Raw genomic sequence first — 12845 nt, 5'->3', positions numbered from 1 at the left:
GGATTATTTCTTTTTTGGCGCAATCATAATTCTACCCATAATCATTGGTTCAGCCTTGTTAAGCTTAAGGTTATTTTGTTTCTCTTTAGAAAAATCGAGTGTTAAAAAAGCTGAATAACGGATACTTTCAACCGTCAATTGGTTTTTACTTAGATCGAACTTACTATCTAAAAGAATTTCATAGCGACCATTTTTATCAGTCAGGGTTGCGTATCTGGTGTCGAGAATAGATAACCTGATTCCAGCTGCCGGTTTATTATCGGCACCGATAACATGACCGTATACTTTTTTAGTCGCAACCGGTTTTTTATCGTCGGTTTTGTTGTGGATCGTGGTAGTGATTTCAACCGGCGTATTAAGCTGTTCGGCCTTGGCATCCATTACAAAAATACTCATACCAATGGCCAGTACACCCAGGTATTTCATCCAGTTTCTATTGGTGGTTGGCACAATTGACAGGTGAAGGTTTAGCTGGTTTAATTGGCTTTGGCTAAGGCGGCCACATACAGATGAGCCTGAATTGGCCAGCACCTGAATGATTTCAGCATTGGTATAACCCGAAAAATCAATTACATTTTTACTACAGGCTGTACAGAAATTAAAACCTGCTCCTTTTTCCATTTCATCCCAGTTCTGTAAGCAGGGTTCGGCGATGGTAACTTCGTTAATTCTCGGTTTCATTGTGTGTTTTTCTTAGATGATGATAATCTTAAGAAAATTCCACAAAGCGATTTAAATAAAATTTAACAGCTCGTTATAAAGCTTCTCTGTAGGCAAGCCCATTACATTGGTATAAGAGCCCTCAATACGCTCTACCACAACTATACCCCACCAATCCTGCACACCATAACTTCCGGCTTTATCAAAAGGCTGGTAGTTGTCGATATAGAAGTCTATTTCCTCGCTTGTAACCGCTTTACATAAAACTTCTGTACGATCGTAAAAAGAATGACTTTTATCTCCCTTAACAATCGTTACGCCAGTAAAAACCTCGTGTTTACTTCCTGAAAGCTTCTTCAGCATTTCCTGTGCATGCGAGCGGTCGGTTGGTTTGCCCAAAATTTCGCCATTTAAGGCCACGATGGTATCGGCGGTGATTACAATTTCGCCATCACCAGTAAAAGCCTTTGCTTTTTGTTCTGAAATATAAACCGCAATTTCTGCCGGACTTAAACCTTCAGGATAACTTTCATCCACATCTTTTAATTCTACTTTAAAATTTAAGCCCATAAGGGTTAAAAGTTCTTGTCGGCGGGGAGATTTAGAGGCTAAAACAATAGGAGGGAAATTTACAGGCATATTTTATTTTTTTGCTAAAATAAGAAAAGCGGCATAAAGCCGCTTTTCTTATTTGATATTTTAACAAGATTTAGTTGTTTCCACCACCTTGTCTACGTTTTTCCATTTCGGCACGTTGCTCTTTTTGCCAGGTTTCGTAAGCTTTTTTCTGATCGTCAGTTAAAACTGCAGTAACTTTTGCATCATTATCAGCACGCATTTTTTGCATTTTCTCTCTCATCGCATCTCTATCGCCACCACCTTGCATTTCATCGCGCATTTTTTTCATGGTTTCTGCCTGCTCAGTAAAAACAGCTGTTAATTTTGTTTTTTGATCATCAGATAACTTTAATTTTTCGTCTAACTGTTTTACACGTTCTTCAGGTTTCATCATCATCCTGCCTTGTCCACCACCTTGCTGCGCGTTAGCGAAACCAGCTATGCCTAGCATCAATCCGCAAATCATCATTAATTTTTTCATGTTGTTTTTGTTGTTTTTGGTTGAAAATTGAAAATGTTGGAGTATATTAAAGAATAAAAGTTTAATCCATAAATGTAACTTAGCTGTTGCAGATTAATATCGTTAATCTTTCAATAACAGTACAGGCACATGCGATTTAATCGTCAATTTTTGGGATACACTTTCATGAAGCAAACTTTCGAAAAAACTATATTTTTTGGGCAATGCAATAATCAGCTGTGCTTCTTCGCTTTTGGCAAATTTCACAATGCCTTTAATCATATCGGGATGATCGGAATAATGATAAGCCGGAGAAAAATCTTTAAGCATTTCGTGTAAAAAATGTTCCTCTTCTGAATCGATCGTATGTCCGGAATTGATGTTGAGCACCAAAAGTTCGAGGGTATGTTTGCTCAGGATATTTTTTAGGGCATGCATCGGGATTACCTCTTTAACCTTTTTAAAATCGCAGGCCAAAATCGCTTTACGGATCGATTGATAATCGGCTTTAGGTGGAACCACCAAAACCGGTACCGGACTTGATTTGGATATTTTAATCGCATTTGAACCGATATCACTTTCATCTTTAGCTTTTTTACCATTACTGCCAATAATAATCAATTCAATCTGCTCCCTATTTATCCGATCAATGATCGACCTCAGCAGCGTTTCCCTTGTTAAATAAATTTCTATTTCAGCCTGGGGATTAATTTCCAACAGTTTTAACTTCAGTTTTTCCAGCGCCTCAAGCCTTCTCGTAATTTCGTCGGCGATATGTTCATCGGTCGTTATAATCATATCCGGCGTAGGAAGAATGCTTTCATATTCGGAAACATAGTAAGCATTAAGCAAGATGATTTTCGCATTCTCCATCGCAAAACTCAACCTGGCGGCATATTTGGCAGCATGATCTGCTGTTTTAGAAAAATCAACGGGTACAAGGTATGTGCTCATAATATTAAAATTAACATTTTTTACATTTATAAATTAATCAATCGATTGATTAATTTATAAATGTAAATTTCGGATATAATCTTATTTATTACAAATTTTGAGGTTGAAGATTTATAATGGGAACGTCATTCTGGTAGGTAGTACGTAACTAATATTCTTCAACTACGCTGATCGAAATGACGATACTTTTAGAAGCATTCAGTTTCTTATCCTTCTGTCATTTATATTGATTTTATAAACTCAATTATCCTTCAGGATAACAATCGCGGTTATGGTAGTGACCAATGTTCAATTTTTAGAAACTTTCTACTAAATTATTTCTTGAAAATACGTGTAGAGAGATCCTTCGACTACGCTCAGGATGACAATCGCGGTTAGGATATAACCAGTGAACCAATGACCAATGTCCTACTAGCAATTACTAATGAACCAATGACTAATGAACCTACCTACCAGAATCGGCAGCGTTTGGGTTTTCATCGTGCCATTTGCCCTGCACTTTCATTACTTTTTCGATGATGTCGCGGACAGCGGTTTTGCCACCGTTATAAGGGGATATGAATGTAGAAATGACCTTAATTTCTTCTACAGCATCGGCCGGACAGGTTGGAAGCCCAACCAGCCTCATTACTTTAAGATCAGGAATATCGTCGCCCATGTAAAGTACCTCTCCTGCAGTAATATTTTTATCCTGAAGATATTGGTTAAAAATGGCCACCTTATCTCCGGTACCTAGGAAAACATCGGTTACCCCAAGGTTAAAGAAACGTTTGCCCATCGCAATACCGTCGCCCCCAGAGATAATACAGATGTTGTATCCCCTTTTAACTGCCAATTGCATGGCATAACCATCCTTGATGTTAAAAGTGCGCAATGATTGACCGTTATCAGTAACCTGAACAGATCCATCGGTAAGCACACCATCTACATCGAAGATAAAAGTGGTGATCTCTTTTAATTTCTGGAGAAACATTTTTAGCTTGGAGTTTAGAGCTTGGAGTTAGGAGTTAAGTCGACTCAGGACTAAAGACTCCGAACTCATGACTAATTACTGATTATCTCTCCATTCGTAAACCCAGGCAGATTGAATTTGCTCTAAATGGCCTTCACTGCTTTCTTCACGGGTACCTTTAAAGTTTGGCAAAGACAATACCCATTCTAAAAGTTCGGTAAAGCGGATGCGGTAGATTTTGGCTTCTGTAAAATCATCGCCAAATTTCTCATATAAAGACATCGCAATATCTTCATAATCGTTCCAGTAAAAAGGTAAGGCAAATTTATCGTTGTTCATGTTTTGTTTGTTCGTTGTTGAAAAAGGTTTAAATGTTGTAAAGTTTTAATGTTGAAAAGTTTCAGACTGGGAACTAAGGACTTTAGACTCCAGACTAACTAGTGCCCCATAAAACCAGACTGATCCGGAATGGTTACTTCGATATCGCCGTTAATCACTACACACTGACATCCAAGGCGGGAAGTAATTTTCGGACGTACAGCCCTATCAATAAAATCTTCTTCCTTATCAGAAATCTCTTCGATATTATCCATGCCCTTTGTTACGTAAACGTGGCAGGTACTGCAACCACAAACGCCACCGCAATTGTGCTGTAATTCGATTCCGTTATCCAGACAAACATCTAAAACAGATTCGCCCGCTGCTATTGGCAATTCAATAGATTCGTGATCTGCTTCTTCAAAATTTATTTTTAGTTTAAAAATGCTCATAATTATTTTGCAAAAGTAACAAGCAAAAGCCGTAATTATGCTATTTCGGCATTAATTTTATGCTATTGCTTAGTGTTTGATAAATGTTCTGCAATTCGGGCATATCATTTAACATGCTCAAATGCGTATTTAAGGTGTTTTCGTCGCCCCTCACCGCAGGTCCTGTCTGCACATTTTCGGGTAAATTATCCATTACCTTATCTGCAGTTTCGGCAATCAGAGGCCTAATGATTTCAAAATCCAAACCGTTCTGGTTTAAAATTTTATTGGCCAAAGCATACAAATGATTGGGGAAATTACAGGCAAATACGGCAGCAAGGTGCAATACTTTTCTTTTTTCACCATCCAGCTCATAAACCTGGCTACTTATTTTACTGGCTAAGCTTTTTAAAACAGCCAACTGATCTTCATCACCTGCTTCGATACAAAGTGGAATATTTTCAAACGAAACATCCTTACTTTTTGAAAAGGTTTGCAAAGGATAAAATACCCCTGCTTTCTTCACCTGCTCCAACAGAATATTGATATCGGTAGTACCAGAAGTATGTACCACTAAACCCGTCACGTTTTTTAAAGATTTGGCAACAGTTGCGATGGCATCATCCTTTACTGAAATGATATATAAATCAGCGTTGTTTTCAATTTTGTTTAAATTGTTTACCGCTTCTGCTCCAACCAACCTGGCCAATAACTCTGCATTAGTTAGGTTTTGACTATACACCTGTACCAGTTCTTCACCTTTACTTTTTAAAGCTTTGGCTAAGTGTGTGGCAACATTTCCAGAACCTAATAAAACGATTTTCATGATTTTATGCGGCTTTGGCCTCTTTTCTTCTTCTAAAAATTGAAAGCAAGAAACCTACAACCATTACGATGGTACCAGCCCAATACAAATTAATGAAAGGAAATTCGATCGCTTTAAAAACAACCCAGTCTTTAGCCTGTTGAGGTTTTTCAAAAATCTGCAGCTCTACTTTTTTCTCATCCGGCAAAACCCTTGAAAACCGGAATTTCAGGTCTAATTCGTCCACTTTACGGGCGAAATCGAAAGTATTGTTACCTTTTATTAAGAAAATAGGCTCTGTGTTGTAAATCTTACCGGCAGCATTAATTTCCAATGGCAAACCAACCGCATAATCGCCTTGTGCCAAAGCTAAATCCTTAGCGGTAGGTTTTCTGTTTAAATCTTTAACGGTTACAATTCCGCTGGTCGTATGAATGGTGTCTCCTACTGAAACCTTAACAATCCGTGGCTCTTTATAATTTTCATCATCCGAATGACCTTCGTGATCACCATGCGATTCTTTTTTAATGGCCGCACTGGTAATGTGGGTATACACATCGTAAGTTAAATAGTGTTTGGTATCAGGAGAGGCAATAAGCCCCATTTTCTCATTATCCTGTACGTGGGGATGAAGATTAAAATCTTCTTTAACCTTACCTTCTTTATCTAAAACTTTAAAGTTAAGGGTATAAATGGTATTGGGTGCTACTGTGGTATCGCTAACATAAGTTACAGTGTACTTACCCATTTTCTTAGGTTCGTTTTTGTATAACATGATGTTTTCGCCCGGTTTCTCTGTTTTTTCAAAATCCTTTACCGGAATAAAATTATTCGCATTGATGGATAAAGGTTTGTTTGTAGCGGCAGAAATTAAAGCGCCCAGGATCAAAAAGGCAAAACCGATGTGTGCAATTGCCGAACCAGCCAGCTTGGCCTTTCCACCAAAAGCCTGATATAATATGGCTGCGTTAGAAAGTACTGCGAACAAACAGCTAAAGGTAATCAGGATGTACATGGTATTGGTATAAATACCGGCTACATATACCAAACCTGCTGTTAACACCATCGAAAAGATGATTGCAGAGATTAAACTGCTGTAAAACTTACGTGGATCGGTTCTTTTATATTTTAAATATTGAGAGAAACCAGAAATCAGGGTAATTAATACCGCAAATGGTGCCTGCCATTGGTTGTAATATTTAACAGCATCGATAGGTGGCGTAAAATTCGTTCCGAATGCCTTGTTAAACACAGGAACAGACGTTGAAAAGATAACCTGGATACAGGCAACAGTTACCACTAAAGCACCGATAAACATCCAGAATTCGCGCGAATAAGTTTCTTCGTCTTTCGTTGTAATCGGCAGTTCTTTCCATCTTTTCACAATCAGCCATATAGCCAAAACAGCAAATACCACATTGTATAAAATCAAATGGCCGAACATACCCATATCGGTAAACGAGTGTACTGAGGTATCGCCCAAAATTCCACTACGGGTTAAGAATGAAGCATATAAGACCAATAAGAAACTTAAAAAAACGAGGGCAATCGCGGTAAAATAAGCGTGACCAGTATTTTTATAGGCAATCATCACGTGTACAGCCCCAATTAAGGTTAACCATGGAATTAAAGATGCATTTTCAACTGGATCCCACGCCCAGAAACCGCCAAAGTTTAGTGCTTCGTAAGCCCAGAAAGAGCCCATAATAATACCTGTACCTAACACCATTACCGCAAAAAGCGTCCATGGCATAGCAGGTTTAATCCATTCTTTGTATCTTTTTTGCCATAAACCTGCAATTCCATAAGCAAAAGGAACTACCATACTGGCAAAACCCAAAAATAGTGTTGGTGGGTGGATCACCATCCAATAGTTTTGCAACAATGGATTTAAACCTCTACCATCGGTAATAAATTTAAGGTAATCTTTAAAGTTTTCCGGATTGGCAAAAACAACTGGCGCCATTGCTTTTAAATCAACAGCATCTCTTAACAGGATAAACGGAGAGCTTCCGATACGCTCACCGAAAATTGAAATTCCCAATATCATGGAGCTTAAAAACACCTGAGAAAAAGCCACAACCGTCATTACAGGGTTTTCCCACGTTTTAGCTTTCCAGATCAATAATGCGCCCAAAAACGATTGCCAGAAAGCCCATAACCAGAAACTTCCCTCCTGCCCTTCCCAAAAGGCCGAAATAATATAATAAACGGGTAATTCTTTTGAAGAGTGGAAATAAACGTAACTGTATTCGTTATAATGACCAAGTACGAGGTAGAATAAAATTACACCAATACCAATGATACTGGCAAAGTTGATCAGAAATCCAATCCGGCCTAAGTTTCTCCAGGATTTTTCTTCTAAATTTTTATCGCGACTGGCAAAAAAATACGATATAGTTGATAGTAATGATGCACTAAATGCCAGAACAATAAAAAACTGTCCGATTTTACCTGGTAACAGGTGTTCGCCTACAAATTGAATATCCATTAAATAAATTAGTTATATTTTTTCCCGCCGTCCTTGCTTACTTCTTCGACTTTGCCATCCTTATTAACCTCTACCAGGTTATCGTTATATTTAGAAGGGCACTTCATTAAAATTTTCGATGCGTAGAATTTGTCCTGATCCATTTTACCGATCAGTACAAGTTTTTCTGATTTTTCAAAATCCTGTGGTTTGGTACCTGCATAGATTACCTCTCTCACTTCTCCTTTTTCATCTTTCATGTGAAATGAAAAATGATTGGCGTCTTTCAAAGCGTCATAATAAGTACCCATTGATTTTTCCCAGTAGCCCATAACGTGCTCTTCTTTACCAGAAAGCGTGGCCTGTTTGAAATTAGAGTAGGTATCGGTATTTGCATTTAAGCTAAATAAAATCCCTACGGAAATTGCGATGGTAATTAATCCAATGATTGCACTTTTCTTCATGTTTATATGTATTGTAAAAGCTGGCAACAAAGATAGAAAAATAGGCTTAGCAAGCATTCTTTTACATTTTTCTTGTCTTTATATTGACAATTACCTGATTTTTGAAGCACAATATTTTGAAGAATGACAAAATTCATCACCCATTTTTGCGAATATCTTAAATCGTTCAAAATTCCGGACTGAAATTCTTAAGTTTGGCCCATCAGATAATCATTTCCTTTTTACATTTCATTGTAAAACATAAACCTCTTTAATATGAACCCGAAACAACTGTATAAGCTGCTGTTATTTGTATTGCTGATTCCCATTTTAAGTTCTTGTTTTGAAGTAATCGAAGAAATCAGCATGAAAAATGATGGTACAGGTGACGTTGTACTTACGATTAACTTAAGCCAAAGTAAAACCAAAGTGGCTTCAGTTATGCTGCTGGATAGTGTACAGGGTTATAAAGTACCCAGCAGGCAAAAAATCCAGCAGGAATTGAATGAAGCTGTTGTCTATTTAAAAAAATCAGAAGGAATATCGAATGTAAAAAGCAGCAGCGATTTTAATAATTATATCGCCACCATCAGTTTTTCGTTTAAAGATGTTTCAAATATCAACAACATCACTAAAAATATCCTTGCTCAGCAGAAAATCAAGGCTACCAATACCTCATCTTATAGCTATAATAAATCAACAAAAACATTCAGCCGGAAATATCAGGCCGTAAGTACCGCAAAAACCGAATTCAATAAATTAAAAGCGAAAGACAAGGCTGTTTTTAATGGCGCAACCTATACGAGCATTTACCGTTTCGAATCGCCTGTAACAATTAGCACTAACCCGGCATCAAATGTATCGAAATCAAAAAAAGCTGTGATGTTAAAAAGCAGCATCATGGATTTAATCAACGGAAAAATTAACGTATCGAACACTATACAACTATCTAAATAAAATCATCGTGGTTTTTGGTCAAAAGGCCCGGAACGTAAACACGACCATCATCTCTAAAAAATCTATCTAAATGAAAAAAATTCTAATTGCAATCTCCCTCTTTTTATCATTCAATCTGGCTAAGGCGCAAGATCTGGTCAAGAAAATTCCATCAAATGCTTTTACCGTCGCCACCATTAAAGGCGACAATGTTTTTAAACTGATGTTTGTAAAAGATTTTAACGAATCGTTTGTAGGCAAAAAATTATTAACGGAAACCTCTAAATCATTGGATAAAAATTTCACCAGTATTGAAGATTTCGGCATTAACCTGGAGAAAAACATGTATTACTTCAACCAGTTGAGCGATAGTATTACTTACAACTGTTTTTTGATCCCGATAAAAGATGCCAGGAAATTTGAAAGCCTGATCGAAAATAAAGAGAAGAAATTTACACAGCAGGGCGATGTCCGTACGATGGTTTTACCTGATAGCACGAGTATCATCAAGTGGAACAATAACATGCTTTATTTTGTAACAGGAAGCATCAGGGGTTCATTTTTTGCAGATTCGGTTAAATCTGCCCGTTATGGCATAAAGTACACAAAATATGGATGGGATACTACCGTAACAGACAGTACCGCTGTGGCTGTAGATTCGGTAGCTACCGTTGCTTATCCTGAAGAGATTGATACTCCCGCTAAAGTAAAACCCTCTAAAAAAACTAAAACTACTAATAAAAAGAAAAAACCAACTAAAAAAGCCACTAAAGGTAAAACACTAAAAAAATCTACGGCTGTTAAAAAGAAAAAGCCGGTTAGTGATGGTTTTATTAATGATGAAATCGCGCCAGATATGCCCGATGATGTGGTAAGAGATAGTGCTGCAGCCTATGTTTCTGCTGATGTGGCAGAAGCTGCAACTTATAATCAGGGCGAAAACGATAAACATTATAATGAATACCAGCAAGCACTTAAAGAAGAAGATTTAAAGAAAAAAGCACTGGCATTTACCTGGATGACTGCTCAGGCGGATCAGATTTTCAACGGTACTTACGAGTCTATCGAAACGAATAAATCTTATACCGCAAGTTTGGATAACAAAGCGATAGCAGAGCTTTGGGTATCGAGCTTACAGGATGTTTACAATTCAATTGCGCCCGAATTTGGCACTTATGGGAAAGCAGGCCTTATGAAAGGTTATGGCAGTTTAAACGCCAAACTTTTTATGGATGACAAAAGTTTCCGTATTTCTACAGGCTTAGAGCTGGCTCAGGAACAGGCTGATGCTTATAAAAAAATCATGAACAGAAAGTTGAACAAAAAATTTCTGAAATATGTAAACAGCGAAAAAGCTTTGGGTTTTATGAGCTATTCTATTGATACCAAAGCGTATTTAGAAGAATTTCCGAAATTATTAAAGCAAACTTATGGTTCTTTCCTGGGCGCCAAAATGGACGAAGAAATTGATCTTGGCACTGAACTCTTCAGTCTATTGTTAGATGAAGAAGCAGTAAGCAAGGTAATTAAAGGTGATGCATTATTTGTAATTAACGGATTAAAAACCAAAGAAGTTACTTATACCACTTACGAATATGACGATGATTACAAGCAAAAAGAGGTAACGAAAACCAAAAATGAAACTTTACCTGATTTTCTTTTCATGTTTTCGTCTGAAGATACCCGGTTGATCGACAAACTGATTAAATATGGCATCCATAAAAACATGGTAACGGTTGAGAACAATATTTATAAAATCCAGGAGAAAAAAAGCCCGATTGATATTTACTTTATGATTAAAGACGGAATTGTGTTTTTTGGCAATTCGTTAAGCGAGATGCAAAGTATTAGCAATAATCAATACAACAATAAAATCAGCAAACTGCACAAAGACCTGTTGAGCAAAAATAATTTCAGCTTTTTGTTCAATGCTCAAAACCTGGTAGGTAAAGTGCCTGATTCGGAAATTGGCGGTGTAGAAACCGCTAAGAAATTTAACAGTACGCTAGAAAAAATGGGTAACGTGTACATGAAATCGAACCCGATAAAAGGCAGATTGGTTTCAGCAGATATCAGCGCAGAAATCCCGAACGGGCATGAAAATGCGTTGAAATATTTGTTTTCGCTAATTGAGAATGCGGCCAAATAGACCAGTTGCCAGTTAACAGTTGGCGGTTTGCAATAACTAATGACCAGTGAACGAATGAACCAATCTAAATGAAAAAATTTCTAAAAATAACAGCAGCGATAGTAATATTGCTGCTTATTTTTTTTGCTGGTGTTTTAAAATACCGGAGATATCAGGCAGGACAAACATTGATTCCAAAAAATGTTACAGGCATCATAAAAATCAATGTTGATGAGCTTTATCAAACAATAGCTTTGAATATGCTCGGTAATCCTGGCTATTATTTAAAATCTGATGTTAAAAAAGATAATGCCATTAAAACAGATAAGCTAGCAACAGGATTAGCGATTCCTGCCAGCATTTATTTATATCATTTAAGTGGACAGCCTGCTGGCACTGTATTTTCCCGTTTGGAGATCAAAAACAGTGCAGATTTTGAAAATTTCGCTAAAAATGTGCTTCACCTGCAGGTTGCAAAAAACGCTAAAGGCATAACTACCGCCAAATCCAGATTGGGGAATTTAGTGCTTTGTTACAACAACAAAGCGGTGGCGGTGGTAATAACGACCCAGATTAAAGACTTTGAACCTATTTTGATTGATGTTCTAAAGCAGAAAAATATGGTTAAAGCGAATGAAAGCCCGTTTAAAGAAGCTTTGGACCAGAAACAGCATTTGGTATTTACCAATGGAGAAAATAATGGCTGGATTGACTTTAAAAGCGGTAGCATAAATTTTAGCAATGCTTTTTTAGCCAAAGATATTTTGCCTTCAACTCAGCCTGTACACCACCAATTAAGCCAAAACAACACAGTTTCTTTTTGGTTAAATGCTAAGCTAAAACCTAGTACAGACAAAATTTATAAGTTCAAAGATCTTGTTTTAGAGCAGGATAGCTTAATCAAGTATTACAATGGAAATCTTGATTTTGAATGGACAAAATCAACTACACAAACCGATTCTGTTATCACCTACGAATATAACGACGATTTTGAAAAGGTTGAAAAAGTAAGCTTACAAAAGCGCAACATCCCTTCCATCTCTGTTAATATTGGTTCGAAAGGTAATGGACTAAAAAATTACCTGATCAGGCAGGGATTGATCAATTCTGATAGCAATACTGTAAATAAAAATGCTTTTCCGCTTTATAAAGTGTTTGTGAAGAGCAACCAGGAAAACTTAAATTTCTCGACGCTTGAAAAGCAGAACATTTTAACCTCAAAAGTTGCTTCAACAGATTTTCTTTATTTAAATGTTGATCTGATCAAATTGGGCCAACAATTGGAAACGCCTTTTGTGACCAGCTATTTTAAAACGCTGAAGCGTTTAGAGGTTAAAGGAAAGTTATTGGATAATAAAAAAGTTGAGATTGATGGTAAACTTGAATTGAAAGACGGAAATATTAATTCGTTATATCAGATTTTGAAAAGTTTATGAAATAGAAAGATCGTCATTTCGAGCGCAGCCGAGAAATCTTTGGAATAACAAATTTAAAGATTTCTCCGTTGCGCTGCGCTTCAGTCGAAATGACGACCACTTTAGAAATAAACTCTAGCCGTAATTTCATAACCTGTACGTTTAATAATAAACCTGATGGGACGGATGCCGATCCTTCTATCGGCAGGATGTACAGCAGGGCCGACCCACCACTACGAAACACAGTCCTTTCAT

The 12845-nt window shown here is 37.1% G+C and carries 13 protein-coding genes; 3 read left to right on the top strand and 10 right to left on the bottom strand.

The window, feature by feature from the left end; translation table 11 throughout:
- Window positions 1-3 precede the first annotated feature (3 nt).
- The 10 genes from H9L23_RS04410 to H9L23_RS04365 form a co-directional block, all read right to left on the bottom strand.
- A complete protein-coding gene (locus tag H9L23_RS04410; RefSeq protein ID WP_187593839.1) occupies window positions 4-681 on the bottom strand; it encodes a hypothetical protein in 678 nt (225 codons plus the stop codon).
- Between the two features lie 51 nt (window positions 682-732).
- Window positions 733-1299, bottom strand: a complete 567-nt coding sequence (locus H9L23_RS04405) for a Maf family protein (RefSeq protein WP_187593838.1) — start codon at window positions 1297-1299, stop codon at window positions 733-735.
- Window positions 1300-1369: 70 nt separating this feature from the next.
- Entirely contained in the window at window positions 1370-1759 is a 390-nt protein-coding gene (locus tag H9L23_RS04400; RefSeq protein WP_187593837.1) for a Spy/CpxP family protein refolding chaperone, read from the bottom strand.
- 102 nt (window positions 1760-1861) lie between these two features.
- Window positions 1862-2692, bottom strand: a complete 831-nt coding sequence (locus H9L23_RS04395; RefSeq protein WP_187593836.1) for a universal stress protein — start codon at window positions 2690-2692, stop codon at window positions 1862-1864.
- 445 nt (window positions 2693-3137) lie between these two features.
- Window positions 3138-3665 carry a KdsC family phosphatase gene (locus H9L23_RS04390; RefSeq protein ID WP_187593835.1) on the bottom strand — a complete coding sequence of 176 codons (528 nt, stop codon included), beginning with the start codon at window positions 3663-3665 and terminating at the stop codon, window positions 3138-3140.
- A 75-nt stretch (window positions 3666-3740) separates the two neighbouring features.
- Window positions 3741-3983 (bottom strand): Fe-S cluster assembly protein IscX, encoded by a 243-nt coding sequence (gene iscX / locus H9L23_RS04385; RefSeq protein WP_025143141.1) that lies wholly within the window; start codon window positions 3981-3983, stop codon window positions 3741-3743.
- Between the two features lie 98 nt (window positions 3984-4081).
- Window positions 4082-4414, bottom strand: coding sequence for a 2Fe-2S iron-sulfur cluster-binding protein (locus tag H9L23_RS04380; protein WP_025143142.1), 333 nt, complete (start codon window positions 4412-4414; stop codon window positions 4082-4084).
- A gap of 40 nt (window positions 4415-4454) precedes the next feature.
- Window positions 4455-5219: a Rossmann-like and DUF2520 domain-containing protein gene (locus H9L23_RS04375; RefSeq protein ID WP_187593834.1), complete on the bottom strand. Its 765-nt coding sequence runs from the start codon at window positions 5217-5219 to the stop codon at window positions 4455-4457.
- 4 nt (window positions 5220-5223) lie between these two features.
- On the bottom strand, window positions 5224-7689 hold the full coding sequence (locus H9L23_RS04370; RefSeq protein WP_187593833.1) for a heme lyase CcmF/NrfE family subunit: 2466 nt from the start codon (window positions 7687-7689) through the stop codon (window positions 5224-5226).
- An 8-nt stretch (window positions 7690-7697) separates the two neighbouring features.
- Window positions 7698-8132 (bottom strand): cytochrome c maturation protein CcmE domain-containing protein, encoded by a 435-nt coding sequence (locus tag H9L23_RS04365; protein WP_187593832.1) that lies wholly within the window; start codon window positions 8130-8132, stop codon window positions 7698-7700.
- A gap of 255 nt (window positions 8133-8387) precedes the next feature.
- On the opposite strand from H9L23_RS04365, the gene H9L23_RS04360 reads away from it, so the two are divergent.
- The 3 genes from H9L23_RS04360 to H9L23_RS04350 all read left to right on the top strand — a co-directional run bounded on the left by H9L23_RS04360 (window position 8388) and on the right by H9L23_RS04350 (window position 12611).
- Complete coding sequence (locus H9L23_RS04360) at window positions 8388-9068, top strand: hypothetical protein (protein WP_187593831.1); 681 nt, start codon at window positions 8388-8390, stop codon at window positions 9066-9068.
- Window positions 9069-9138: 70 nt separating this feature from the next.
- The gene (locus tag H9L23_RS04355) at window positions 9139-11196 is read left to right on the top strand and encodes a hypothetical protein (RefSeq protein WP_187593830.1); all 2058 of its coding nucleotides are present in this window, start codon (window positions 9139-9141) and stop codon (window positions 11194-11196) included.
- A 68-nt stretch (window positions 11197-11264) separates the two neighbouring features.
- Window positions 11265-12611: a hypothetical protein gene (locus tag H9L23_RS04350; protein ID WP_187593829.1), complete on the top strand. Its 1347-nt coding sequence runs from the start codon at window positions 11265-11267 to the stop codon at window positions 12609-12611.
- Window positions 12612-12845 lie beyond the last annotated feature (234 nt).

Origin of the sequence: Pedobacter roseus (assembly GCF_014395225.1) — a bacterium.
Classification (GTDB): Bacteria; Bacteroidota; Bacteroidia; order Sphingobacteriales; family Sphingobacteriaceae; genus Pedobacter; species Pedobacter roseus.
The sequence above is the reverse complement of the archived record's forward strand: the minus strand, read 5'-3'. Positions and strand labels throughout refer to the sequence as shown.